Annotated in this window: 33 protein-coding genes and 1 pseudogene; 4 read left to right on the forward strand and 30 right to left on the reverse strand. The window is 52.8% G+C overall.

What is annotated here, in order from left to right; translation table 11 throughout:
- Positions 1–387: pseudogene (locus ACOT0L_RS18655) on the forward strand (glycosyltransferase); the annotation flags it as partial.
- The gene (locus ACOT0L_RS18660; RefSeq protein WP_032104988.1) at positions 384–1865 is read left to right on the forward strand and encodes a hypothetical protein; all 1482 of its coding nucleotides are present in this window, start codon (positions 384–386) and stop codon (positions 1863–1865) included. The pseudogene ACOT0L_RS18655 and the gene ACOT0L_RS18660, both read left to right, overlap by 4 nt.
- Before the next feature lie 29 nt (positions 1866–1894).
- Here the strand turns inward: ACOT0L_RS18660 and ACOT0L_RS18665 are convergent, their stop codons facing one another.
- The 25 genes from ACOT0L_RS18665 to ACOT0L_RS18785 all read right to left on the reverse strand — a co-directional run bounded on the left by ACOT0L_RS18665 (position 1895) and on the right by ACOT0L_RS18785 (position 22258).
- Positions 1895–3919, reverse strand: a complete 2025-nt coding sequence (locus ACOT0L_RS18665; RefSeq protein WP_126503978.1) for a NosD domain-containing protein — start codon at positions 3917–3919, stop codon at positions 1895–1897.
- A 57-nt stretch (positions 3920–3976) separates the two neighbouring features.
- The gene (locus ACOT0L_RS18670) at positions 3977–6454 is read right to left on the reverse strand and encodes a host specificity factor TipJ family phage tail protein (protein WP_126503980.1); all 2478 of its coding nucleotides are present in this window, start codon (positions 6452–6454) and stop codon (positions 3977–3979) included.
- Positions 6441–6806 carry an NlpC/P60 family protein gene (locus ACOT0L_RS18675; RefSeq protein WP_126504097.1) on the reverse strand — a complete coding sequence of 122 codons (366 nt, stop codon included), beginning with the start codon at positions 6804–6806 and terminating at the stop codon, positions 6441–6443. The genes ACOT0L_RS18670 and ACOT0L_RS18675 overlap by 14 nt, the downstream gene beginning before the upstream one ends.
- A 13-nt stretch (positions 6807–6819) precedes the next feature.
- A complete protein-coding gene (locus ACOT0L_RS18680; protein WP_126503982.1) occupies positions 6820–7290 on the reverse strand; it encodes a hypothetical protein in 471 nt (156 codons plus the stop codon).
- Positions 7290–7793, reverse strand: coding sequence for a hypothetical protein (locus tag ACOT0L_RS18685; protein WP_045333321.1), 504 nt, complete (start codon positions 7791–7793; stop codon positions 7290–7292). The genes ACOT0L_RS18680 and ACOT0L_RS18685 overlap by 1 nt, the downstream gene beginning before the upstream one ends.
- A complete protein-coding gene (locus ACOT0L_RS18690; RefSeq protein WP_126503984.1) occupies positions 7793–10117 on the reverse strand; it encodes a tape measure protein in 2325 nt (774 codons plus the stop codon). Before ACOT0L_RS18690 ends, ACOT0L_RS18685 begins: the two co-directional genes overlap by 1 nt.
- Positions 10118–10174: 57 nt before the next feature.
- The gene (locus ACOT0L_RS18695) at positions 10175–10549 is read right to left on the reverse strand and encodes a hypothetical protein (protein ID WP_126503986.1); all 375 of its coding nucleotides are present in this window, start codon (positions 10547–10549) and stop codon (positions 10175–10177) included.
- 72 nt (positions 10550–10621) lie between these two features.
- Positions 10622–11365, reverse strand: coding sequence for a DUF6246 family protein (locus ACOT0L_RS18700; protein WP_126503988.1), 744 nt, complete (start codon positions 11363–11365; stop codon positions 10622–10624).
- A 50-nt stretch (positions 11366–11415) separates the two neighbouring features.
- Positions 11416–12171, reverse strand: a complete 756-nt coding sequence (locus tag ACOT0L_RS18705) for an Ig-like domain-containing protein (protein WP_126503990.1) — start codon at positions 12169–12171, stop codon at positions 11416–11418.
- 58 nt (positions 12172–12229) lie between these two features.
- Complete coding sequence (locus ACOT0L_RS18710; protein WP_058648026.1) at positions 12230–12613, reverse strand: phage tail termination protein; 384 nt, start codon at positions 12611–12613, stop codon at positions 12230–12232.
- Positions 12610–12978 carry a hypothetical protein gene (locus tag ACOT0L_RS18715; RefSeq protein ID WP_014883994.1) on the reverse strand — a complete coding sequence of 123 codons (369 nt, stop codon included), beginning with the start codon at positions 12976–12978 and terminating at the stop codon, positions 12610–12612. Before ACOT0L_RS18715 ends, ACOT0L_RS18710 begins: the two co-directional genes overlap by 4 nt.
- Positions 12979–12980: 2 nt before the next feature.
- Positions 12981–13331 (reverse strand): hypothetical protein, encoded by a 351-nt coding sequence (locus tag ACOT0L_RS18720; RefSeq protein ID WP_126503992.1) that lies wholly within the window; start codon positions 13329–13331, stop codon positions 12981–12983.
- The gene (locus tag ACOT0L_RS18725) at positions 13328–13567 is read right to left on the reverse strand and encodes a hypothetical protein (RefSeq protein ID WP_126503994.1); all 240 of its coding nucleotides are present in this window, start codon (positions 13565–13567) and stop codon (positions 13328–13330) included. Before ACOT0L_RS18725 ends, ACOT0L_RS18720 begins: the two co-directional genes overlap by 4 nt.
- Positions 13560–13733 (reverse strand): hypothetical protein, encoded by a 174-nt coding sequence (locus ACOT0L_RS18730; protein ID WP_045335910.1) that lies wholly within the window; start codon positions 13731–13733, stop codon positions 13560–13562. The genes ACOT0L_RS18725 and ACOT0L_RS18730 overlap by 8 nt, the downstream gene beginning before the upstream one ends.
- A complete protein-coding gene (locus ACOT0L_RS18735; RefSeq protein ID WP_126503996.1) occupies positions 13733–14113 on the reverse strand; it encodes a DUF7370 family protein in 381 nt (126 codons plus the stop codon). The genes ACOT0L_RS18730 and ACOT0L_RS18735 overlap by 1 nt, the downstream gene beginning before the upstream one ends.
- 2 nt (positions 14114–14115) lie before the next feature.
- The gene (locus tag ACOT0L_RS18740) at positions 14116–14349 is read right to left on the reverse strand and encodes a hypothetical protein (protein WP_126503998.1); all 234 of its coding nucleotides are present in this window, start codon (positions 14347–14349) and stop codon (positions 14116–14118) included.
- A gap of 32 nt (positions 14350–14381) precedes the next feature.
- Positions 14382–15437, reverse strand: a complete 1056-nt coding sequence (locus tag ACOT0L_RS18745; RefSeq protein WP_126504000.1) for a major capsid protein — start codon at positions 15435–15437, stop codon at positions 14382–14384.
- Complete coding sequence (locus ACOT0L_RS18750) at positions 15434–15895, reverse strand: hypothetical protein (RefSeq protein WP_126504002.1); 462 nt, start codon at positions 15893–15895, stop codon at positions 15434–15436. The genes ACOT0L_RS18745 and ACOT0L_RS18750 overlap by 4 nt, the downstream gene beginning before the upstream one ends.
- Positions 15895–17265, reverse strand: a complete 1371-nt coding sequence (locus ACOT0L_RS18755; RefSeq protein ID WP_126504004.1) for a DUF2213 domain-containing protein — start codon at positions 17263–17265, stop codon at positions 15895–15897. The genes ACOT0L_RS18750 and ACOT0L_RS18755 overlap by 1 nt, the downstream gene beginning before the upstream one ends.
- 11 nt (positions 17266–17276) lie before the next feature.
- The gene (locus tag ACOT0L_RS18760; protein WP_185817722.1) at positions 17277–17450 is read right to left on the reverse strand and encodes a DUF7279 family protein; all 174 of its coding nucleotides are present in this window, start codon (positions 17448–17450) and stop codon (positions 17277–17279) included.
- Positions 17451–17507: 57 nt separating this feature from the next.
- Positions 17508–17780 (reverse strand): hypothetical protein, encoded by a 273-nt coding sequence (locus ACOT0L_RS18765; protein ID WP_063135720.1) that lies wholly within the window; start codon positions 17778–17780, stop codon positions 17508–17510.
- A 39-nt stretch (positions 17781–17819) separates the two neighbouring features.
- Positions 17820–18827 (reverse strand): phage minor head protein, encoded by a 1008-nt coding sequence (locus ACOT0L_RS18770; protein ID WP_126504006.1) that lies wholly within the window; start codon positions 18825–18827, stop codon positions 17820–17822.
- Positions 18754–20223 carry a DUF1073 domain-containing protein gene (locus ACOT0L_RS18775; protein WP_126504008.1) on the reverse strand — a complete coding sequence of 490 codons (1470 nt, stop codon included), beginning with the start codon at positions 20221–20223 and terminating at the stop codon, positions 18754–18756. Before ACOT0L_RS18775 ends, ACOT0L_RS18770 begins: the two co-directional genes overlap by 74 nt.
- 12 nt (positions 20224–20235) lie before the next feature.
- Positions 20236–21699, reverse strand: coding sequence for a DNA-packaging protein (locus ACOT0L_RS18780; protein WP_126504010.1), 1464 nt, complete (start codon positions 21697–21699; stop codon positions 20236–20238).
- On the reverse strand, positions 21686–22258 hold the full coding sequence (locus ACOT0L_RS18785; RefSeq protein WP_126504012.1) for a terminase small subunit: 573 nt from the start codon (positions 22256–22258) through the stop codon (positions 21686–21688). Before ACOT0L_RS18785 ends, ACOT0L_RS18780 begins: the two co-directional genes overlap by 14 nt.
- Before the next feature lie 21 nt (positions 22259–22279).
- On the opposite strand from ACOT0L_RS18785, the gene ACOT0L_RS18790 reads away from it, so the two are divergent.
- Positions 22280–22795 carry a DUF2441 domain-containing protein gene (locus ACOT0L_RS18790; protein WP_126504014.1) on the forward strand — a complete coding sequence of 172 codons (516 nt, stop codon included), beginning with the start codon at positions 22280–22282 and terminating at the stop codon, positions 22793–22795.
- Here ACOT0L_RS18790 and ACOT0L_RS18795 read toward each other — a convergent pair whose 3' ends face one another.
- Complete coding sequence (locus tag ACOT0L_RS18795; RefSeq protein ID WP_126504016.1) at positions 22796–23008, reverse strand: hypothetical protein; 213 nt, start codon at positions 23006–23008, stop codon at positions 22796–22798.
- Positions 23009–23110: 102 nt separating this feature from the next.
- On the opposite strand from ACOT0L_RS18795, the gene ACOT0L_RS18800 reads away from it, so the two are divergent.
- Complete coding sequence (locus ACOT0L_RS18800) at positions 23111–23665, forward strand: hypothetical protein (protein ID WP_126504018.1); 555 nt, start codon at positions 23111–23113, stop codon at positions 23663–23665.
- On the opposite strand, the gene lysC is transcribed toward ACOT0L_RS18800, so the two are convergent.
- Genes lysC through ACOT0L_RS18820 form a run of 4 tightly spaced genes read right to left on the reverse strand, consistent with a single transcriptional unit; the run spans position 23625 to position 24879 of the window.
- Complete coding sequence (gene lysC / locus ACOT0L_RS18805; RefSeq protein WP_126504020.1) at positions 23625–23828, reverse strand: Rz1-like lysis system protein LysC; 204 nt, start codon at positions 23826–23828, stop codon at positions 23625–23627. The genes ACOT0L_RS18800 and lysC overlap by 41 nt on opposite strands.
- Positions 23809–24186: a DUF2570 domain-containing protein gene (locus ACOT0L_RS18810; protein WP_126504022.1), complete on the reverse strand. Its 378-nt coding sequence runs from the start codon at positions 24184–24186 to the stop codon at positions 23809–23811. Before ACOT0L_RS18810 ends, lysC begins: the two co-directional genes overlap by 20 nt.
- Positions 24183–24677: a lysozyme gene (locus tag ACOT0L_RS18815; protein WP_126504024.1), complete on the reverse strand. Its 495-nt coding sequence runs from the start codon at positions 24675–24677 to the stop codon at positions 24183–24185. Before ACOT0L_RS18815 ends, ACOT0L_RS18810 begins: the two co-directional genes overlap by 4 nt.
- Positions 24655–24879 carry a class II holin family protein gene (locus ACOT0L_RS18820; RefSeq protein ID WP_001752682.1) on the reverse strand — a complete coding sequence of 75 codons (225 nt, stop codon included), beginning with the start codon at positions 24877–24879 and terminating at the stop codon, positions 24655–24657. Before ACOT0L_RS18820 ends, ACOT0L_RS18815 begins: the two co-directional genes overlap by 23 nt.
- Positions 24880–24954 lie beyond the last annotated feature (75 nt).

A 24954-nucleotide genomic window follows, 5' to 3' on the forward strand; every position in this document is an offset into this window, starting at 1 on the left:
GGCCGCACTGATGTTGTTGAATATGCCCGCGCAGAACGTGTTGCCGGGGATTCTAAGTTTAATGGCTGGAAACTGTGGAACCTAGCGTTAGAGGGTATCACCAGTTTCTCAACTTTCCCACTGCGCATGTGGACGTATATCGGCTTGTTCGTTGCTGGCCTGGCCTTCATCTATGGCGCATGGATGATCGTCGACACGTTAGCGTTCGGCAACCCGGTTCGCGGCTATCCATCAATGCTGGTTTCAATACTTTTCTTGGGCGGGATTCAGTTGATAGGCATAGGTGTGCTTGGGGAATATATCGGCAGAATTTATGTTGAAGTTAAAGGAAGGCCTCGATACATCATCAAAAAAGATTTCAATGATATTCGGAAGGACGAGAAATGATTAGTCAGACTTTGGGAAAAGAGATTCAAATAAAGTGGGTGTTGTTCACATTTGTATTCGCAGTTGTGGCTGTGTTTTTTACGGTTATTCATCCGGTAACTATTACTTCTGGCGATGAGTGGATCAACCTTTCTTCCGGTAGGCAAGCATATCCGCAATGGGGCGGTTTTAACCCTATCAAGGTAGTTCCTGAGGTATCTTTCCCACTATTTGGTAACATTGCCTCATCTGTCGTTATGCCTCTTGGGTTTACATTCCTTGAAGCTATTGCTTATTTGACAGCGGTTTTAGTTGCAGTTCTTGTTGTGTTATTCCTTTATCAATTCTATCTTTTGATGAGGAAGACCGCAGGGTTATCAACTTACACAAGTTCAGTTTTAGTGATCTTCTACTTACTGTGCCTGTTCGGCCTATTCAGAACTCTAAATAATAATAACAGTCCATACCTGTTGTGGGAGCAAAATCTTACCTGTTATTATCACTATATTGTTCCAGCCCTAATAAACGGCACGCTGGCACTTTACGTTTTAAGAATGTCGTCAACCTTAAAGCCATTCTTTTACGAAAGAGCGATCTTTTCTGGCGTTCTGATATTTTCCATTTACCTATGTGTATTTTCGAACATTTTTGCCAGTGTTTTGCTTGCAGTTATGTGCGGTGTGGTACTTCTTCTGAATCTCATTAGCAACAGATTTAAAATTGTTGAGACGATTAAGGATTACCCTTTCCACTGCATCACTCTGGCGATGTGGGCTATTTCTGCTCTCTTTGAAATGAACGGAGGAAGAGCGGACCGAATGGCAAAAGATCATCTGGATATTTCAGGTACAGTCAATGCATTTTACTCACTGCTTAAATTAACAGATCGCACCTTCTTCATTGTGCTGACTGTTGGATTGGTTTGCGGTGCAGTGTTTTTGCTAAGAAGAAATTCAGATGAAAGTACTGAAGGTAAAAGATACGCTTTCTGGGTATCGGTTATCTCTGGTGCCATCACTACATTGGCTCTTATTCTGGTGTGCGCAAAGGCTAGTGCTAACTATGCCACTCGACCTGTGGCAATGTGGGGTTCTTTTATGTACTTGATAGTTGCTGCCAGTTTGGGCTTGGGGTACTTCATTGAGCGCTTTAAGGCTGTTCACTATTTCGCTCCAATAGTTATGCTGTTCTTAATTAACAAGACCACGGACCAGTCTCATTCTTTGCGAGAGTCAAATAGTGGGAACGTTCCTTTTTCAGTTGCTTACGCGATAGGTCAAGATATGATTGAGCAGGTGCAAAACGCAGTTAATGGAAACCAACGCACAATGACCCTACATGTGCCCAAGGGTGATAACAATGACAACTGGCCGTTCCCGGTAACAAGAGGAAAAGCCATTTCAGAAACTCTTAAGTCCAATGGGTTGATACCTCGTAACATTGAGATAAAAATCCAGCCGGACAGAGAAATGAATGCCAAATATGGTATGCCAATCTGAATAGTTGCGCCCCATTAGGGGCGCATTAGTTATGACTTAATATTCAATGATTCTACGTTCCCAGTACCACCGGAAATGCTAACTGCCGTCGCTCCTGAGGTTGAGCGCGCGTGATTGGTATACGCCATGTTATAAGCCCCGCCACCAAGTACCACAGAATAAATCATAGAAGGCCCTACTGCGTAGTTATCAGATGCATTGCAGCGGTTGCAATTGCTTAGATTAATGCCGTTGTACGTGCCGGTTGTGGTAAACCCGGCATCCGCAATGCTATTACCCATAACCCGCAGCCCCTCACAGGATGCTAAGTCAATACCATGGCCCCTGACTCTTCGTACTTGGTTCTGGCTAACACTTCCGTATGTCACAGTATCCATAACAATACCAAGACCCGCGGAGCCGTTCCCGTCAACTATATTACCGTTGACATTTGTCATGAAATTAGCCGAAGTTGTTCCAGTCATAATCACCCAGATAGCTCGTGATGTAGACGTATAGATGACATTATTTGTTATCTGAACATCGGCAAAAGTCTGATTCTGATACTCAGGGGTTGAGTTTGACGGGTTGTAATAACGGATGCCTGTAAAGCAGGCCTCAATATTGTTATTTGAAATGATGATGCGGCCACAAGACCTGTCTCCGATAAACACTCCATCGTTACATTGGTGAATCTGATTTCCGGTTATAATCATGCCGAAGCAGTTCTGGTGGTCAATTGCGTTATTCGGGAAACCGCGCACAATATTATCAGTGGTGCTCAGGTGGATCTGGGCAGATGCTGATATCCCCTGGCAGTCTGCCGTCGTACCTGAAGCGGAAACTACAATGTTGTTACGCATGGTATTAAAGTAACCTTGAGATGTTCCTATGGTATTTCTCATTAGGATTCCCCAAGCGCAATTGGTGCAAATGTTCCCCTCCATAACAGCATGTTCGTTCTCGTTGAACCAGATACTGCAACGGTAGTTGCCTGTTCCTAAAAGACCGCAAGAGTCTGTCTGGTTATTCCTGGCTACAACTCGCGAGGCGGTGCTGTATATCGCGGTTAGCCCAGTATTGGTTACTTTACAGCTCTCAACAATAGTACCTGTTGCGGTAGATTCTACATTAATACCAAGAACTTTAGAGTTGCTCCCCTCAATACGTATTCGTCGTATAGTGTGGTCTGCGTTGCGCACGCGCACAACATTGAAAGATGCAGCGACATCAGTAACGACAAGACCCATATTCTGAAAAATTATGGAGTTGCTGTTGTTGATTGTGCATTCCCCGGTTACATTAAATGTAGCTCCGAGCCCATCAAATATGGCGTTTTGTGACACAGCGGCTGCCGCCGCCGCATTAATGGCTGTATGTGCTGTAGGGGTAGTTGCGTCAACCCTCGGTAGCGCTCCGAACATATACGGTGATATATAACCGACGTTTACCCGCACCCATGCAGCGCCACCGCTAGTTTTGATGATTGTCCCGTTGTTATCAGCGTACGACGATCCTGACATTACGGCCCGGAACTGACCACCACCATAGCCGGTATTTGCGGTGTGCTCCCGTACGGTGATGCGCTGCTTGTCATAGGATGGCTCTATAGTTCGAAGCGTAGCAATGTCTGGACACTCACCAATTAACTTCTCGCCATCCATCGCGGCCAGTGCTGCACGAAGAGATGCATCACCGACACCAACCCATGAACCAGGACCAACGCCACCAGTGCTGGCAGGGGTAGAGTTTTCCGGAACAACTTTCGGGCCGGATGCAAACGTACCAGTCCATTTGTAATATTCGCCGTCGGCGGTGTTCAGCAGCACCTCATTAGGGTTGTTGATAGTCGCGCCGGTGGTGAATGTTTTCCCTGTAAGGATAACGTAACCGAAGGCGTTCATTGCCTGCTGCGCGATGTAATTGATTCCCTCGATTGTGTAGTGCTTCTGACCAAAGCGATCGATATAAGTCCACCCCATCGAAGTGACGAACTCGTCAATTTTCCCGGCGTTGAACTTCAGATCGCGCGGTGATTCGCTTGGAACAGGCAGGTTTGTTGGTGTCGTAGCCATATTGATTCCATAAAAAAACCCGGCGCGGTGGCCGGGTGTTGTTTGTTGGGATGGGGCTTATTCGTAGATGGCGTCGCTGTATTCTGCGACTGTTAGTGAAACAGTGTTATCTGTGTTTGGTTTGATGCTGTTCACCGTCCATAGCTGACTATTCAGCTCTTCCACTGTCGCAATGAGGTAGCGCGACGGGAGCTGCACAGTGTCTCCGTTCCAGATATTGAGCTGAATGTCGGGTATTGCCGCGGTGAAACCGTACTTCGTGTCGCTGCGTGCAGTCGCCGGATAGCGCAGTGTCGGATTGCCCAGACTGTCGGTCACCAGCACATACATCGAGCCGGTAAACACGATCGGCTCGCTGGTATCGAAGTTATTACCGGCGCGTCCGGTGATGTAACCCTGCTGCTGGTTGCTGTCGTAGATGTCGGGCATCTGTATGACGCTGCCGACCTGGATAATGCCGTCCTCAAACACTTTGGCGTTCATCTTCACGCGCGAGTAGATTAGGCGCTTGGTTTCTCGTAATGCGCGCTCCCGGGCCTGATACTCATTACGAAAGCCGACTATCTCCAGCTTGTTCGGATTTTCCGCTTCCTGTTCGACGATGGCGCCGTTTAGCACGCGATAGTTGATGTACGTCTTATTGTTCGTGGTCGGGTGGACGTAGGACACCTGCACGCCGTCATAACCGCCTGGAAGAGTAGCTTCGTACGTCATTTTGTACTCGTCCGTCTTCATGTTGGCCCGGTTGAATACTGCCGCCGGGTAGTCAACCTTCTGATCGCGAGTGAAGGTCAGCACGCCGTCATCCCAGTACGCCACCACTGAAGCCGCGTTGCAGATCGCCTGCACGCGGTCACCGAGAGAGTCATTCTCATCGTCAAACGTGTAGTCGAAGTAACCCAGGCGCTCATCAGGCAGGCTTTCGGCAATCGAGTACAGCCCGTACAGGTCAATGCTGCTTACCGGCTGCTCGCCCATAATGAGCCAGGTATGCGCCACCGCATCAGCGAACGAGCGCGACGGACGCAGCGTGTAATCCACCGTCTGCGTGTCCAGGCTGTACGTGATAGTGTGGCGGGTCACCAGCGCGTTATATTTGCGCTCGCGGCTGCCAAGTGCGTTCTCTGTCGCCCTCACCTTCACCCGTACAAGCGTGTCGGTCGGGTGAACGACGTTTGTCCTGATGTTGATGCTGTGGATCTCTTCGACCTTGAGCAGTGACGCGTCACCGGAGTTATCCGTGCGCTGGAAGCTGACCGCGTATTTCCCGAGCCCGCCGGTCGGAGTGATCTTGTCAGTGCGATAAAACACCTCGCTCGTCGACTGGTGCGGCGTCGTCTGCCGGTAAGTAAACGTCTGCTGCGTTCCCGGCACCTGGTTGTAGTCGTCGTCGATTTTCCAGATGACCACCTTCCAGTTCGTTTCTTTCTTACCGCCCAGGCTGGACTGCGTATGAAGCCACAACTGGGTTGACTCAACTGGAGAGAAGAACGGCCCAACCACCAGCGCCTCGTTATCGTTGAGGATGAATTTCGTGGTGTTGATCGTGGCATTCGCCGGGATGTCCTGCGGCCCCTCCAGCTGGTTCATCGTAAACGTGTACCAGCGCACCGGGTCAACAACCGCGCCGTCGTTTGTTTCAACGGCGGAGATCAGCGTGCCGGAGAATGTTGCATCAGTAGTAACGTTGCCGGAGGCGGTGCTGTACGTCACGTTGATGGTGAAGGTAACCGCGTGCGGCAGAACCAGCCCCATGAAATAGTCGAACTCAGCTTGTTTCACGATTTTCATCGCTATCTGGCCGCCGGAATAGGTGCCGCTGACCACCGTGTTTGCCGTTGCTGTTTCGATAGGGAAGTCGCTGGCTTCGTTCTGCCCGGGAACCTCCTGCCCGTCAACGTCATCGAATCCGTATCCCTCGACGATCTGCGGGATTACTTCGCCAGGCTGGAAGAACTGGAATTCGGCACCGGCCAGAGAGCCCAGGCTGGATTCTGAGTAGCGAACGGACTCATAATCGTATTTACCGATTCCGATGCACATCCACTCTGTAACGTACTTCAGGCCGCCGTCGGTGGACGTCTGGTGCACGTATTCGAACACCGATTCCTGAATCAAATCCGGGAACGAACGGATCTGTCCGTAGATGTCCGGCTTGGCTTTATATACGCGCGCCGTGTTTGTCTGACCGGTCAGGCTATTGTTCGGTGAGTCGACGGTATTACCGCCGTTGTTCGCGATTGCCGGCTTCGGCGCCAGGAACGAAAATACCTGACCAACCACTTTAAAGATCGGGCTCAGGATGTCGCCGACAATGCCCTTTGGCTGGTCGAATATCTGGATATGGTCCAGCTCGCTCAACTCAAACGCCAGCTCATCATCGTCGCCCAGCTTTACGCCGTTGCGGACGATCAGCAGATCGCGGTGAAAATTAGCGTCATTGGCCGCCAGCCAGTCATAAAAAAGGGTGCCGTTTGGCACCCTGCAACGCAGCTTAGGCGTTCCTGGAAAATTCGATATCTCAACCAGCGCCATATTCGAAAAACTCCACTTTGGTGAATGCCCGCTGAATGACCAGCAACGAATCCATGCGTACGCTTCCGTTCTCTCCACGCGAGTGCAGCGCCTGCCGGTTCAGTACCAGGCCAACGTGTGCCGGTTGCGTGCCGCGGTACCCGACGAATATCCCGCCCTCGACCGGTTTATCGACCTTGCGCCAGAAAACGACGTCTCCCAGATAGCAGGTGAAGAAATCTTCCCCGGCTTCGTAACCCGGCGTCTGGTGCAGCTCAATGCCGAGAACGTGTCGGTAATACAGCACCACCAGCCCCCAGCAATCAGTCTTTTCGAATGAGCAGGCGCGGTTAGACCACGGCACGCCGATCATCCGGCTGATAAAATCAGAGGTACTGAAGTCCCGTGTATTCGACTGGATCATATGGTTGGCCAATGTTGTTATTTAGCGGGTTTGTCATTGATAAAGTAACTGATGCGTTATCTGAAACAACATCGACAGTTTTTACAAATAATGTCCAATTCTTCATTGGCGTAGAGGTATCAACCCTATCGAAAACCTGACGAGTTGCCGTGATAGGCGACAGCCTGGAAACACCACTCCACTTCTTCATCAGCGTTTTGATATCTGAAGACAGTCGCCCAAGCTTCACCGATGCGTCGATTACCGGAGTTCCGCTCTGCTGGCTCTCTTCGATTTCAAACCGCGCAGGCGTGTACGTTTGGCCGCCAAGCGTCTTCGGGAAGAACTGTTTGTCGACGAGGCGGACGTAACCAAAGGAGGGGTGATAGAACGTGATGGTGTTGTAACAGCCGCTAATCGGGCGCTTCTGATTATATTCACGATATGAAGGCATCAGGGAACCCTCGGAAGACTTTCTGGATCGCGTCCGTCCGGATAGCCAGTCACCACGATATCAAGCACTGAAGGCCACGGCGGCGGCAGCTCAACAATTACGTCGTCAAACTCGTCGTCAGCGTTGTACAGATGGTTGGCAATAACGGTTCCTGTCCATGTCACCACCCCGCCAGAAATATTGGTCTGGACAGGGAAACCATCTTTCGTAAAGTGAAGCTCCTGAACTTGCAAGCCACTTCCGCCAAGATTTATCGGCATTCTGAACCAATAAAGACCGCCGTGAAGATAGTTGGGACTACGTAACCATTGCTGAAATGCTCGGTCTTCCGCCAAGGTGAAAATCCACGTGAGGGACCAGGTCACTTTCAGGTCGTCGGTAAGGTTCTGGAAGATAGCCGGGCCGACCGCTGGCTGATCGGTCTGGAACCCGGTATCGAGCGTCATGTTTTTGCTGGCCTTCTGCGCCAGCGGCAGCCAGTCGGGATAGTCGATAATTGGCATCAGCCCTGCCCCCTTGGCGTGCGTTTAACATTGAAGTTACTGGTTATACCGCTGCTGATTGGCCCGCCGTTGTTCAGGTCTGCAACAATGACATCAACGGTAAGCCCACCATTTGCATCAGTGCCAGCCTGTGCATCAACGAACGATGACGTGTAGTTCTGGATGTTGATAACTACCCCTCCGCCGCCTGCAGTCATCTCCTTGTTGCTGATCACCCTGCCATTGTCGCCCGGTATCATGTACTGCTTACCGGTGCTGGCCTGGTAAATCTCTGGCATGCCACCTTCGCCGACCTGATACATCCCACCAGCCGAGACGGGGCCGCCGTTTTTACGTTTTCCTGACAGTGCCAGGATGCCAGCCATCGCGCCAAGACCAATAGCCACTGCGCCACCGAATGAAGCCACGGAGGACATGATGGCCGCTGGAGTCCATGCCGCTGTAGTAGCCGCAGCCGCAGCCGTCGAAGTCGCTGTCGTGGTTGCGATGCCTGCCACCTGTGCGGTGGTGGATGCTGCAACCGCCGCGGTAGTGGCCGTCTGGCCCATAATGGCCGACTTAACCCACTCGACGCCCATCTGCACAAATGTGTTTACTAGGCTATTTAAAACAGTTCTTCCTAAAGATTTAGCTGCCTCTTCAGCGTCCATGCTTTTGGTGATAAGACCAGTCAGAGTGTTAGAGGCATTATTGCCGAATGCGGTAAATGCCGCCGCTGCTGCCTGAGTGGCCGCGTTCTGTTGCGCCCATTCTTCCCACATCGCAGCGTTACGCTGATCACGATACTGCTGCTCGATGGCTGCACGCGCGGCCTCAGCCTCACCGATCTTCTGCGGGTAAAGCTGGGCGTATTGTTGGATATCAGCGATGTCTTTCTGGTACTGGCTATCCAGCCCGGCAGTTTTGCTGGTTTTACCCTGGATGGTACTGAACTTATTTGCAGCCTCTGTGCGCTCCCGTTCAGCCTTGGCCTGCTCACGCAATGCGTTGGCATTGTCCCAGGCTTTTCCTGCCAGTTGCCCAGCCAGCAGAACTTGTTCCTGCGTGGCTGTGTTACCGAGAGACTGTTGCGCATTAAGCACGGCCTGCGCTCTGGACAGTTCACCAACACTGCCAGCTGACAGCTCGGCCTTCTGCCTCAGTTCATCCAGCTTTTGATTAACAGATTCTTGAGCTTTGGCGTATTGCTCAGCTTCTTTCTGTGCCGCAGACTTTCCGCCTTTCGCTTTGCTGCCAGTAGCTGAGGCGGTCGTTTTAATCTCGATCGGCTTTGTGTTAGCCGCGGTCTGTGATGCTTTGGAAACAGCGGCCAGGTCGCCAACCAGCATTGCGGCTTTATTACTCAGCCCGGCCAGCGCTTTGTTTTGCGCCTCCCAGCCATCAAGCCCAAGCCATGACCAGGTGCGCGCGCGGCGAGTAAACATTTCAGCGGTGCTGTTCAGATCCGATATCTGAGCATCTGCCGACGCCGCTTTACCCACCAGCCGGTCGAGTGCAGCAGTCATTGAATCGATGACTGCCACCAGGCCGTTACTCGCACCTGTTGCCTGGTTAACAGAGTCGATCATCGACAGGAATGAGTTTGTCAGCGCGGTATTGGCCTGTGAAAGCGTGCGCGGGAGTTTCTCGAACTCTGCATTGACTGAGCCGGTTTGCTTCTGAATGGCGTTAAGAGCATCTTCTGCCGTCAGTTTCCCGTCCAGCATCAGCTGACGAAGCTCTCCGATGCTTACACCCATCCCGGCGGCAATCTGGCGCGCCAGTTCCGGCATTTGCTCAAGGATGGAGTTGAACTCCTCCGCCCGAACCGTACCGGAGGAAATTGACTGCCCGAACTGGCGCAGCGCATTCGCCATTTCCTCTGATGAGGATCCGCCAATGCGACCTATTTTCTGAAGGGTTTCGGTGAGCTGGATGACCTGGCCGTTCGTCGCTCCAGTATCACGCAACGCCGTGCTGAGAGTCTCCCACAGCTTTGCTGTATCCTGTAGCGAACCACCCGTTGCCGAACTGATGCGCATCAGACTCTGCATAGTCTGCGAGGCTGTCGCTGCGCTACCAGTGAGCCTCTCTATACGCGCGTTGAGCTGGCTCATGTTGTCAGCAGCAACGAGAAACGCCTTACCCCAGTCAACTACGAGTGAGGCGGCAATTGCCCCGGCGACGCGGTTGATGTTCGTCTGCAACTCATCCATCTTTTTGGCTGCATTGGTCGCCGAGTTGCCGATGGAGTCGAGCGACTTATTGGCCTTTCCCTGGGCCTTGAGCAAGCCAGATACATCGGCCTCGATGTCGTAATAAATCTCGCCTGCTTTCTCAGACATCAGTTTTCTCCGGGCATAAAAAAACCCACCGAGTGGTGGGTTAGTTATTCGTGTCGTTTATTGGCATCGTTCTGTGTAGGCCGGCGGTGGAGGCGTATCTTTCGAGCTGAGGAAGTGATCACCAAGGGTGTAGTCGACGCCTTTTGAGAGCATCCCCTTCGATTTCATTTTCAGCTCAACAAAGAAAGGATGGAACCCTGCATAGGCACCGAAACCGTTCTTTCCGTTAATTTCCCCGCAAACAACTGCGTTAACACGGCCATCATCGGCATCTGTCATCTTCACAACTTTCACGTTGCGGAATTGCGCGCTGCCAGGATCCAGTAGATTGGCTGAAACTTCAGATTGTGCCAGAGAAATTGCCTTTTCCTCGCCCGGCTTACAGCCAGCCAGAACCAATGGAATCGCCAAAGCCAAAAGTATTTTCTTCACTCTTATCCCCTGAGTATTTTTGTCATGCCATCATACGCCCGGTCGGGCGGGGCTGGTACATCCATTATTAACTCAGGCCGCCTTCTTTGCTGATTTTTCACGCTCAATCATTTCCTGCCAACGGCGATCGTCATCTTCCATAACAGCGTCGTACTCTTCCCTGGTGAAGCCTTTCTGGTCAGGGTATTTGGCGTTAAGCATCATGGCGAATTCGGTCATGGTAAGGTTTTCAGCCTCTTCCCTGCTTATCCCGAAATGGTTGCGCGCCGCCATGATGTATTCAGTCGCATGAAACTCCGGCGTCGATTCCTTGCTTTCGTGCTTCTGCAACTTACGAACCTTCGCCCGTCCGATAACGCCATGCATGATCAGCGACTGAGCTATCAGAATCAGGTTCTCAGGCGGGAGAGCGCCACGGCGCCATACAAACGTACGCCTTCCAGTGCGTGATGGCTCGTGCCAGCCTGTCAATTCAGAAACGTCCTCGTCACAGCATGACTGAATGACGTTAATAGCCGAGAGCAATGCCTCACGCACAAACGCGGCAGAGCCTGCTGCATCAAGTGCCCAGCGTGGCAGCGAAACGTCACCGAAATAGTGGGCGTAAAATCTGCGTTGATGCTCTGGTATCGCACTGTGAATTTCGCGCGCCGCCTCAAGCATCTTTGCTACATCTTCATTGAACAGCGCATAGAAAGTGCGGACGATATGTTCTGGTTCGCCGATCCGAGTCATGTTACGGAACGATGGACGGAAGAAGTATTCACGGCCGCCAGCACCAATCAGGCACTCGCCAATTTCTTTCAAAGGGGTCATATCGCTCTCCATAACCAGTATCAAGGGCAGCACGCCGCCCTTTGTAGTGATTACGGTGCGGCGGTCACGGTAACAGCGCAGGTGTCGGTAAAATCACCATCTGCGGTTGTAGCTGTAATGGTCGCGGTGCCAGCGGAGACTGCCGTTACCAGGCCGGTTGAACTGACAGTGGCAATAGATGCCGCCGAAGTCGTCCAAGTGATCGCTTTGTTAGTCGCATCGGTTGGCTGAACAGAGCCGCTAAGTTGCTGGGTTGCGCCAACGGCCAGAGAAGCAGTTGCAGGGGTAACTTCAACGCCGGTGACATCGATAGAGTCAGCCACTTCAAACACAACGGTGTCAGCGTCGTAGACCTTCCACTCGCCGGAGAAGGTGGAGATATCGTTGGTACCGAAATCACCAGACCATGACGTGGTGTTCATGTAACCCTGGATGTAAGTACCGGCGTTCTCACCCGCAAAGTCGAACCGCACCCACAGGTTGGGCTGACGACCGGCCTGGACTTCGTCAAAGATATACTTCGACAGACGCCACGCGCCGATCTCGTTATCTTTATCAGACTTGCGAAACTCACCTTCACCAGAGATCGTCAGATCCATGTTGTTGACCAGGTTCTCCACCAGCCCTTTGGCATCATCTGCCTCGGAGTTGATGGTATTCATCGAATAGTCGATGCCCTTGGTCGTCATAGCGCCGAGACGCTTCCACTCGGAAAGCGCTGGCACTGCATCGGGGCAGCCAAAGGCCATGCGTAGCACAGCTACTTTCCCGATCAGCTTGCCAAAATCATTAGCACAGCCTTGCATGTGTACCTCTCAATTAAAAAAGGCCGCCGGATGGCAGCCTGATGGGTTGGTGATGGGTTTATTCGCCGTAAACGCACATGAACTGGAGTCGGAATACCAGGCGGCCCTCTTCAGTCAGGATAGGTGCGGGCACATTGCCGAGGTTTTGAATCAGCCCAAGGCATTCGTCGGTAATGTCGTTCTGTTCAACATAATTGATGATTTCCTGAGCCTTCTCAGCGGCTGCTCGACGCTTATCCTTGGCGGAAATGACATCCACCAGCACGTAGTGGTCCGATCCGAGGTCATTTCGAATGTCGGTACCGCCGTTAGGACGGAACACGATGAATGCGTCGGTTAACTTCGTTGTGTCGTCCCAAGCCAGCAACTGAACTATGAAGCCAGTGGTAAGCCCGGCATCAACGAAGTAGTTACGCACGCGCTCATACATGGCAGGTGTCATACTGAAAGCTCCTTGCGCATTACGGCATCAATCTGGCTGCGGGTGTCTTCAAATCCTTTAGTGAGGAACTCTTTCTGAGCGGTGGCGCGGCGGAAGGTTTGCGGCACATTAGGATCGTGAACGAATACGGCGTAGTTAGCGGTGTATCCAACTCGCCCGGTGAGTCGAACGCCGTTGTTAATCAACTCCCGATACTGGCTATTAAGCAGCGTTGAGGTGTCGATCGGCGTATAAAGCGCGGCTTGGGAGCTGCCGATTATCATTGCTGACTGTAGCGCCCTGACGACCTTTCGCCCTTTGACGTCATTAATGATGCGGTTGAGCCCGGCTTTCGACTGCTTAACGCCGCGTACTTTGATGCCCATGGCTACACTCCCGTCAGGATGGCGTAATCATCCGCAAGGCGCTCAAACGTATCGGCATAGCGAATAACCTGACGCACCTCGTCGGCACCGGCCACAACCGGGTCAGCTTCGGTTGACTCGCCAATCAGCAGGTAATCACCGACGGACGCCAGCGCGAACTCTGTCCAGACGGTGTTCTTAACGACGATTTCAGCGCCCAGGCTGGCTAACTTCTTGCTGAGCCCGCCTTCGTAATCACAGAGGATTTGCTCAGGCTCGGCATAGCCAAGCGGATCGCCGTATTCGTCATTGCCTTCAAGCTTGCGCCAGATGGTCGCCGTGGCGGTGTAACTCCAGCTCGCAACGCTGCTCATATGGTAAAAGTCTCCACTTTCGCAATGATTGAATCATTTAATCCGACCAGCCCTCGCAAATATCCTGAATGCCGCCCCATCAGTTCAGCGCTAGCTCTTTTCATAAACATGTCTTTGCAGATGCCGTATGACTCTCCGACAAATGAATAAAACTTCACTCCCGTTGAATTAACCCAGACAAACAAGTGCGTAGAGCCATCGCATTTAAACGCATGCACTTCATATCGTTCAGCCATCTTTCCACCTCAGCACTTTCGCGCCAGTCGCCCGGATGCGAGGGCAGTTAATGAACCACTCGCCGTCCGATTTGACGTAGCCGGTAGTCTCCCGCCCGGTGTCGGTCATCACCCAGACGCGCGTGAACGAACGCGGCAGGCCGTGCTTAACTGATTTGTACGTCATCAGCAGTCCCCGACCACCATGAACAGGCCGACGCCATTACCAGCGCTGATCGGTAACTCACCGGTGCAACCGCTGGTATCAAGCCGGGCCAGCGAGTCGCGCAGCCAGGTAATGCTGTCGTCACCATATTCAAACGAGCGGGACGCGCCAGACGGCGCCCCCTGCGATTTGATGCGGCGCGCGCCGGACGAAGTAGCCATAAGCGCGGCGGCATACATCAGGATCAGCTTCGCGGTGCACTCGTCATACCCCGCGCCATCGAGGCACGGGATGATCTTGTTTACCACGCAGAGAATCGGCTCCAGCAGCACGCCCGGGATGGAGTAACCCAATTCACCGAGGAACGCCTGCACGTCTGCCGCTGTGATTGGGTCAGCCATGGTTATTTCGCCTTTTTCGATTTAGCGGAGGGGTCAGCCTGCTCTGCGGTTTTATCGTCAGCGCTAGGCGTGGCAACTTCAAGCTCTTGCTCTTCGACTTCGCCCACCACCGATACGCGACCAGCGAAAGCCGGTGGAACGTCAATCGCAACAAACTCATGACCTACTGGCAGTTGCTGGAATACGCCGTTAATTGTTCCCCAGCAGCCAGTCTTCTCGACCTTTAACTTTTTCATGCTCTCTCCCGTAGAGAAGGGGCCGAAGCCCCTTAACCCTGTGCGTTGAACACTTTAGAGCGACCGTTGAAATCGCGCTTGATTTGAAGACCGACAGCACTCCAGACCAGAGTGTTGTAGTTGTCGAACGGATTCTGGCGCGGGATCATGAAGGTACCCACCGGCGCGGCGATGCGCGTCTTGATGTACTGCGAGTTGCGCACGTACGAGATGAAGTGGTTACCGGTCAGCTTAAAGGTCTGGTTAACAGACTCGATGCGGCCGTAGCGCAGGATGTACTCCAGCACGGTGCCTTCTTTGAAGCCGGCAGCGGAGGAGTACGGCTTGCTCATGTTGCGCATGATGTCAGGCGATACCCAAACCTTCACCTTCTCTTGCACGTAGTTATCATCCAGAAGCTTCGCGAACGGGCCGGTGAAGAAAGCTACCATCTCGTCAGGGGTAGCAGTGGTCAGGTCGATATTCAGACCAGACGCACTCAGATCCACCTGGTTGGTGTTGGCGTGGTTGGTGATACCTGCGCCGACATACCCTTTCACCTTCACCTTCGCATCGCCTGACAGCATGTAGTCAGCCATGTCTTCACGAATAGCCGCAACGTGCGCTTCCTGATCATCAGCCATCGCGTCGAGGTTTTCTGACTGCATGCCGTTCCACTCACGCCATTCACGGCTGTAGCCGGTGTTGAAGATCGGGATTGGGTCACCAACTTCGTCGTAGATGACTTTATCCAGTTCTTCCGGAACGTGGCCCGTCAGTGTGCGATGAACCTTGCCAGCATCACTGGAAACGCGATACAGCGCAGCCGTCTTGCCGATAGAAATCGGCGTACCTAGACCGAGCAGATCATCCAGCAGGCCATTGCCTTCGTCATTACGGAAGACTCGGGTGGTGATGTTGTCCACTTCACGCCAGTAGTCTTTGGAGATAAGCGCTGCCTGGTTAACTTCCAGCGCACCGCCATACTGGGCGGAAATAGTGTTCTGGTTGATGTTGAAGGACTCACGCTGCATCAGCAGTTGGTTCCACGCCTGTTTTACCTGGTTATAGTCGGTAACCAGTTTCTTGTTAAATACGATCATGCTCATGCGGTTGCTTTCCCTGATTTGCGAACTTTCACTAGCTGGGCTTCAGCGCCAACGGTGTATTTCTCGCGTGAGTAGAAGAGGATGTGGTCAGTGGTAGGGGCGGTCGATTTAGCCAGGGTGCCGTCACCTGCAGACACCAGGCCTTCATTTTCCAGCAGCACTTCACCGGCTTTGACGCGCATGTGGTAATCAACGTCGTCTTCACACATGATGGCCGCGCCAGTATCACCGGCTGGCACTGCGTCACGGATATCACCACCACCGATGTAGTTGTGCTGCATCACCAGAGGTACGCCAGTGCCGCCTGCTGTTGCGTGGTAAATCCACTGACCGGTCGCATCGAGTTCGACCAGTGAACCTGGCAGGATTGCAACTTTGCAGAGCGCTTCAATGACCTGCGGGTCATTCTTACGGGCCGGGCCCGCGATTACGGTATGGGAACGAGGAGCGAGAGCCATTATTCAGGTGCCTCCATGGTAAGGATTTCGCTTTGTGCGCCGTTACCCTGGAATGCAGGGTTGAGCCCGGTACTCGTCTGGCACTGAGAGAACATGTCGTTCAGCGCTTCGGGAGCCAGTGAGTTGATCGCCGCTTCGGTCATGAACGGGAACTTGGCTTTCACTGCCTGGCGCTTCTCGGCGGTGTCTTTCTCCGCGTTGGCCTGCAGCTGAGTTTCCAGGTGGCTGATTTTGTCGGTCAGTGGCCCGATCGCCATGTTTACTGCTGCGGTGATGGCTTCAGCATTCATCGGAGTGCCTGCCGGGTCGCCGCCACCGGCTTTCTTCTGCATCTGCTGGTTGTAGGCATCCCAGACCTGATCGTCGGTCAGCCCTTCGGTTTTAACGCCTGCGGCATTGAGCGCGGCGATCATCTTCTCTTTCATCGGGTTTGTTTCTCCGTTGGTTTTGACTTCGTACTCAGTTGGTTTGCGCACGACTTCTACTGGATCGCCGACAAGCGTTACGACTTTGTCAGAGATGAGGTACTTCTGGTCGAAGAGCTTCGGCTTGGCGTTTTCGACATCCTCTTCGTAAACGAAATGGTCAGGCCAGACACTGACGACGTAGCGCCACTTTTTGTCGTCCTGCCTGATGGACATGCGCAGCGCCTGGTAGATGTCGTCGAAGGACATCTCTGAAGCGTTGCTAATGAAGAACTTCACCTTGTTCCACCAGCCGTCTTTCATGCTGTTGGCTGCATCGATGAGGCTCGTCGCTTCAACATCGGCCTCTTGCCCGTCAGCGTTGACGAACATGCCGACACCTTCATCCGGCGTACCGGCGCCTGGCTCGTCGAGCAGGATCGCGATGTGGTCGAACTGCATGTTGTGAGCGACCCAGGAGTATTTCTTCTGCTTCGACTCACCTGCCTTTTGCTCTTTGTTCAGCAGCAGACCGGTAGAGACATGAATCGGGTCGGCGTTATTGCCGGAAATCATGTCGTCCAGGCGCTGAATAAGGCGCTTCCCGTCAGGCTTGGTATCTGCCACAGCCTTATTGACGTAAACGTCCATCACGACTTTGTCGTTGGCCTTGCTGACGTTCTGAGCCCATGCACCGGCGTAGTAATCGTTGACCGCTTGCGGGTCGTTGGCGCTGACGTATTTGCCGTTCACCATCGGGTGGCCGATCGGCATTAACTTGCGCTCCATCGTCTGGTAGCTGTTGTTAATCTCCTCCGCCGGGTACAGGCCGCCATTCATCACGATGTCATCGACGATCGGGACCGCACCACGAATGACGTAGTGTTCCTGGCCGTTGATGGTGGTCGTTGAGATGTTGGAGGCGTTGATGGCGAGGGATTTAACGTGGATGCTGGATAGCTTCACGTTGTGTCCTCTTAATGGATTTTGTTTTTGCGAGCCTGGCGGAGTTGCTTCTTAGTTGGCTTTACTGGGAAGAAATGGCATAAACGCACATCCTCAACGCTTCCATTATCCCAGCGCACTTCTAAAGGTTTTGAATAAACCCAGCCACGGATTGGGAAGTTAAGGTCATAGGATAATTGCCACATAGCGTCCTCATTGGTGGATTTCAGGCAATAAAAAAGGCCGCCTGAGCGACCTGTAATTTATTTGATTTCAATAAAACCTGGCGGATGTGGCAGTGAATCTAACGTGTCAGCATGAATGAATGATGGCGTTGGTGATGTAATAGCCGGCTCACCATGTCCACCACCTGATGTTTCATTATTCATTACAACCAATATTTCACCATCGTCGCTTTTCGCTCTGAAGTTTTTAGTGATTTCTACAATATCACCCTCTTCATTTACCCACTCGCCAATCGGCCAGTAGACGCTGCGCCACTTAACTTTCATGCCGGACTCTGGAGCAACTGCCATTGCGATACCCTCAATGAGAAAACTGCAAATAAATATACATCAAGCCGCCTCCGCTTTCGTCCACTGCTTGCGCTCTTTCGCCAGCTTATCCTCCAGCCCTTCGTTGAAAATGCTGCCGTCGTCGTTGAGCAGCACCGGAATCTGGCTGCAGTAGCAGTTGTACCGGTTGCCGTTCTCTGCGTAGAAGTCCCGCACCTCTTCTGTGGTGTAGACCTTGCCGTGACGGCTGGCGTGCCAGCTGCGCGTAGTGGGCTTGAGTGCTGATAGCCACAGCAGGCCGGTGTTAAGCCCCAGCCGGTCAGCAGCCCAGTCGGTTTCGCTCCATTGTGCCTGCCGCAGTGCACCGACCTGCTCAGTCTGAGCGATGGTCTTTGCCTTCGACATAGACACATCGAGGCGCTTGCTGATGACACTGGCCGTCTCGCGAGGATTCACGCCGCGCGCTACTGCATCGGTGATGATGTTGGTCAGGTCGCCGCGGGCGGTGTCACTGATAACCTTCCAGTCACTGAACGTTGTCAGTCTGGCCGCCGCTATCTGATTCAGATAGCCGGGACTGTTTAGAAGTTGCTGTAGCGACGTCTGGCTGGCGTATATCTGCGACTGCTGCGAGAGGTTGTTGAAGGCCTCCAGCGTGCCGCGCTGTGCTTCTGCGACGACGTAATCCATCGCCCAGAGGTTTTGCTCGCCGCCATCCAGCAGGTAATCATCGAGAATGCCCTGCACTGCTTCCAGCAGGTCAGCCAGTTCCTGCGCCGACATGTCGTAGATGAACTTGCCGGCGTTGACCTGGTAGAGCCGCATGTCCGCGCCGTGGTCGTGGCACAGGAAGTGCCAGTTATGGCTGTTTACCTCGCGCTCTCGCCCGGTCAGGCGCTGGTCTAACAGAGCTTTCAGTTCTCGCTTGATGCCGAGATACCGCTCTTCGATATCCCGGAACATCGCGGTCACCTGCTTTGCCGATCGGGTCGGGTCAACCTTGCTGCGCGGAACTATCGGCAGCCCCACCTTTGCCGTCTGTTCTGGTGTCATCGGCCAGTGGATCATCGGTAGTCACCTTCTCGTCCGGTTTTGGTGGTTCTTTTGGCTCCGGCAGCGGGTCAAGCCCAACAACTTCGCGCAGTTCATTGGCTGTAATCGGCGGCTCACCGCCATAGAAGCCAGTGGTTTTCTGCACAATGTCGGCCAGCTTAGACGCGTTCTCGATCTTCTCTTTCTCGCCTGGCGCCAGCAGGTCGCTCCAGGAGATGGTGACCTCGCCTTTGGTTGGCGGGTCGATAATTCCAAGCGTCCAGAAGCGTTCAAGCAGCGCGGTGATGCGGTCTGTCAGGAAGCCATTGCGCCGCGTGTTGCGTCGAATAGCCCAGTCCGTTTTATCCTCGTCGCTCGCCAGTCGCCCTGTCTGCTGACCGAACAGGATTGTGAAAGGGATTTGCACGGAGGCGGCCAGTTCGTTCGCAGTGACTTCCCAGGTTGGTCCCGGATCACCTGGCGTAACCGAGAGGACGTTAAGCCTCCCGGCTTGCATGACAGCCGCCGCATCGGTACCTCTGTTCATACGTTTGAATTTATCCTCAAACGCTTCCCCGAGGTCTTTATATCCAGAATCTTTTGCCTGCTGATTCAGCGTGGCGATATCGGTCTCTTTATCGAACTCTGCTACCATCTGACGACTGGCGTTCTTCAGGAATCCTTCAGCACCACCACCAGAAATCTTCTCAATATCGAGGACTTTGTTGAATCCAGCCTCCAGCAGCGGGATGCCGGACAGCACGTTGTCGTCTTCAGATCCTTCGCAGAACAGGATAACGCGGCTCGGGTGTACCGGTTCTCCGCGCATCGGACCGACAAAAGGCTCATCACCAACTGGCTGCTCGTTGAAGTTGAACATCTTCGGCTGGCCGAAAGTTTCAGACTGACGGTCGTTATCCCATTCGGCTACAGTTAACTGCGGCTCCCATACCGGGATAAGTTTTACCAGCGCTGACTCGCCGAGTCGTTTTACTAAAGCCGTGTCGACTTCCTGATCCCAGTTCCGGTTATCTTTCACCTGCAGCAGAAGCGCGGAGTAGCGCCCTACCATATTGCGGCGATCGGCGTCCTTCACCCTCGGCCACAGCCTCTTCATATACTTGGTGACTTTCTTTTCCCAGGAGTTTGTTTCCTCAGCCTCCTGCGCTTCATCACCGTCAACAATGACAGGATAGTCCTGCCAGCAACCTTCCAGCAGACGGTGCACAACTGCGAACCCGGCGGCGTTGCGGCGGTACATGTTGTAGAAGTCGCTGAAGGTGATCGTGCGTGGGTAGCCAAATTCCTGGTAAAGCGTCGGTCGCTTTGTGTTTCCGCCACCGATACCGATGGCATTCAGGTAATTCGCTCGCCGCATTTCAGTGGCGAGGTTGTTCACAGCCAGTTGAAGGCCGTTATCTTGTTCGCTCACTGGCGATGCTCCTTAGAAGAAAACTGCGCCGACTGTCTGCCCGCTCAGCTCGGTCATTGCCCACACGAGAGCATCAAGCCGATCGGGTGATTTTTTGGCAGTGGTTGGGATGTATTCCATCTGCTGATTTTCGAGGTTGTAGAGATTGCCATGATGGGCAACCCGCCCCTGCGAATAGAGTGCTGAAATTGGCTCCGCGCGGGCAAATTTACCCTTACTGGCGTGGACGCGGATAATCCGGCCCTTAAACCCGGCGTTTCTAAGAGTGTCCTCAGCCATGTCGCCGCCCTGGTTGGTCTCAATGACGATCGCATCAGCCTCATGAATGTCGTAAGCCTCCATCGCCTTCGTCGCCCAGCCGTTGGGTGAATATTTTCCACTGTAATCTCCATCAGCAGAGTATTGCCTGCGATCTCCGGTGCCATAAACACTGGCGGCCACGATACCCGTTTCATCACTTTCTTCGCTGTTCGTAGCCTGCGGGTCAATCGCGATTACCGTTCGCGACAACTCTTCAGTGATGTTGAGCGCCCTGGCGGCGCTGATCATCTCCTCGTTCCACAGCGCCCCCTCCGCGTTGAAGCGTTTAGGGTTCTGCATGTACTGGGCTTCCGCGGTGCGCCGGTGAGAAAACAGCGATAAGCGGTGCGATTCGTTGTGCTTAAACGGCCACAGCCAGCCATCAGGCAAGCCGTGGTCAATAGGGATAGCGTGGGTGTTTTCCGGATAAGTTTCTTCGTAGCTGCAACTGTTATCGATGAGAACAGGCAAGTTCAGGTGATGCCACTTCTCGCCGCTCCCGCCACGCAGTAGATACCCGCTCAGGTCGTGGTAATGGATCCGCTGCATGATGACAATCATCGGCGTCGTCTCGATCGCCAGTCGTGATTTGATTGTCTCGTTGAAACGGTTGTTGACGCCGTTTCGCACAGTATCAGAATAGGCGTCATCCGGCTTAACCGGGTCATCGATAATCAGCGCGCCCTGCCAGCCTGGTTCCATGTGTCCGGCACGGAAGCCTGTAACCTGTCCGGCAGCAGATGACGCATAAACGCCGCCGCCGTGTTCGGTCCACCACATCGCCTTGCTGTCAGCATCGTCACGCAGCGCCATAGGCCACATAGCCTGATAGGCCTGTGACTTAATCATACCGCGTGCTGTCGAGGAGTTCAGCAGGGCCAGATTGTGCGAATAGGACAGGTGCATGAAGCGAGCGCGGTTATTGAGTGCCAGCCCTCGCCCCATCATATTGATGGTCGCCAGTTCTGTTTTCGTGTAGCCAGGGGGGACGTTGATGATTAAGCGCGTAATCTCACCGTCAATAACGCGGTCCAGTGTCTGCTGAATCACCTTGTGGTGAGGCGCGACTATCATCTTGCCGCCGGTGCGCTGCTTGAAGAAGTAACGCGCGAAGTAAAGCCCATCCTCTTCGCATTCAACCTTACGGGCGTAAGCCTTTTGCTCAGCAGTCGTCATCCTCCATCATCTCCTGCCGTGCAGCCTTGTACTCTTCTTTAGTCAGAGTCACCATTTCGATAGGGCCGCCGTTCTTACCCGTATGCTCATGCGTCGCCTGTTCTTTGAAGGCCATCACATCAACGTGCTTCCCGAGCAGCTCGAGGTTTTTAACTTTATCCGGCCACTTAATTTTCTTGAGAAGCCCGACCATTTCACGATCTTCCCCGCGGCCTTCAAACATCTCAGCCACATCGAAGCCGATAAGATATCTCCGCCAGGATGAAGGCCACTCGCTTACTGGCTTCAGACTCATGTCGTCTTTGAGGATGTCGAGCACATCCATCTGGTCAATTTCGACGAGACGATTCAGGACGTATGTCGCATTTATGCCAACCAGATCATTGCGTTGCGCTTTAAGTTCGGCAATTCTGGAATGGATGTCAGGTTTTGACAGGTTTTCGGACGCAGTGCGGTTAGCTGTCTTTGCACTGTACCCCGCCCGAATAGCCGCTTGCGTGGCGTTTAAATCGATGAGGTACTCGCGACAGAACATTTCTTGCTTGTCGGTGAGTGCCATTAATTTTTCCTTGGGTAACTTATGACTACGTATTACACAGTTGATGCAGGAAATTACTATTCACAAGGCATGCTTATTAATCCAGTGAAGCCATCTATTCAGCCTGTAGAGTTGCAAGCCATGGTAACAGCGCTGTTCCCGCGTGGGGTTTCACATCATGGTAATGGCTATTTCCTATCTGCCTCTGCCATTGCTGGGGATATAAATTTCTCCATCGATTGGGGTCTTGAATTTTACAGAAGAGCTATGCGACCTAACACCCCTTCTCGCTACGAGTGTCTCTTTGCATGTGAAAAACTAGAGAATGCAAAGGATTTCAGGGCTAAATTTCGAAATCCAAGCTCTCCAATTTACGAAGTTGACGCAGACGAAAACTTAGTTCACAGAGGCGATATGTCGCTATTGATTAGAGATAATTCGTGCCTCGTCTATACCTACCAGATTGAACATTACTGGTCTGGCACGACATTTTCACAACAGCCATTCTGGGAGATATTGATACCCCTGCCAGTCTCTATCGGACGTCGCGTGGCTTAGTTACTCCGTTTCTTCCGGCTGTTCGGTCTCGTCAGCCAGTACTGGCGTGAACTCCACGCGCTTCACATCGGCAGGCGCGAAATACAGCCACTGTCCAGTTTCCGTCGCCAGCGGCACAAACCCGTTTACCAGCTCAGGCTGACGTCGTGACATCTTGCCCGTGAAGGTTTCGCCTGTTTGGGTGGTTAACGTGATTTGGTAGGTATCAGACATTGAGGGCCTTTTTCTCCACTGTTGGGGATTATCCAAATATAGTGATGCACGTGCCTTAAGCCCTGAGGCATAATAATGATTTCTCCGCGGCATGAGGCAAAAGTGAACGCTATAATTTTTCGCACTATTTTCGATGACATATCTGTACGAGAAGCAATGATTGCTACTTTTTCTTCTCAGGATGATTTGGGCTGTTTTCTTAGGTTACACCTGATTTCTGAAACCTACCTAGAGGCGTTTCTTGCGGGTGCACTGAATTCAAAAGATCTCTTTTCAGACGAGCCAGTCGACAAAGTGAAACTGCAGATGAATTACGCATCAAAGGCACAACTGGCATTCAAGCTTGGTATGCCTGAGGGTGCGTATAAAGGTTTCATGTTAATGAATAAAATAAGAAACCATGCAGCCCATCACATTAACAACGAACTTTTGACTTCGGATTTCATCAACAGCTTTAAGAACTTTGCAAATTCAATAGGCAAAAGAGAACCTGACGAAATCAAGAAACATGTTGCGCAGCGTTACAATGATGACGGTAGTATTGCCGAAAATTACACGTATGGGTCACCGGATACTCCAAATAGGATAAAGCTAATGATCATCCTCGCAGCCATCTTCACTTGGACTGGCGTTGAGATTGGAGTTCTTGCTCCTTAGCTCTTTCTGATTCTATTGTACGAATTGCGCTTTTATCCAGATTGCACTGCCCAAGCGCCGTATAGAGCTGAGCGTTTAACTCCAGACTTGCCTGCCAAGTGAATGGCACGGCCATTCCGGGAATCGGCGTGTCTGCTGTCAGGTCAGCGCTTATTGGCACCACCGGGGCTGGAACGTAAACTGTCTGCGTATTCCCGCAGGCTGTCAGCAGCTGCAGAAGGAACAAGCTGGTTAGCGCACGGATCGCCTTCAAGCGCCTGCCTGATGTAGACAATGCGCGTCTCGCCTTTTTGGGCCAGTTCGTTCTTTGCATTCTGGGTAGCCTGTGAAATGTCACGGACGAGGTTCATCGTGGTGATCACGTTGCTGGCGATCGCCTCCGATGTGTTTGCCAGGACCGTCGCCTTATCGCGCTGGTCTTTGTAGGTTATGGCGTTGCCGCGGTAGTGATTAATCGCCCAGGCCATGGAAACTAGCAGGCAGATAACGACAGCGCAGATGATGGCGGTTAATCGGCTCATTTCTGGCCCCACTCGCAAACTTCACGCTCAATCTCGCGCCGGGTGATCAGCCCCTTCCACTGCTTGCCACCGGCATACGTCCAGCGCTGCAGTTCCTTGCATGCCCCAGGCACGTCTCCGGCGTTCAGCTTTTTCAACAGCGTGGAACTGGCGAAGGCACCAGAACCAACGTTATAAGTGAAAGAGTAAAGCGCGGCGCGAGTAGGCTCAGGGATGAGAACCTTAATCATCGGGTCGATGGAATTTGCCACCTTTCGCAGATCTGCCTTAAGCAGGTTGTCGCACTCTTTGTCGGTGTAGCGGTGACCGCGGCGAACGTCGGCACCGGTGTGCCCATCGCAAACAGTCCAGACGCCGACCACATCCTGATAGGCGTAATAGCGCCGCCCCTCTAGGCCATCCGCATTACCCAGCATTACTGCAGCAATGGTGATTGCTCCGGATCCGCCAACAATGGCACCCACCAGCTTATTCCTGAGTGTCGGGTTCATCTCGGCTCCTGCTGCGGCGGTTGTCTTCGCGGATCTTGAAATAGAGATTTGTCAGATACGTCAGTACGGCAATGATGATACCCACCAGCACGCCGATAGCGTTCCACTGCTCGGGGCTGTAGGCATTCAGCATGCCGTTGAGGATGCTCCCGGCTGAAGCGCCATAGGCAGCACCAGTGGTTATTTTTTCCATGCGATACATGCTCTCACCTCGCGTAGTTAGCGGGTGCTGTGTGTTTGAAAGGGTCAGGCCTTCTGGCTGAAATTTTACATCAAG

The sequence above is a fragment of the Enterobacter cloacae complex sp. XAL002 genome, from assembly GCF_049236805.1.
GTDB classification, from domain to species: Bacteria; Pseudomonadota; Gammaproteobacteria; order Enterobacterales; family Enterobacteriaceae; genus Enterobacter; species Enterobacter intestinihominis.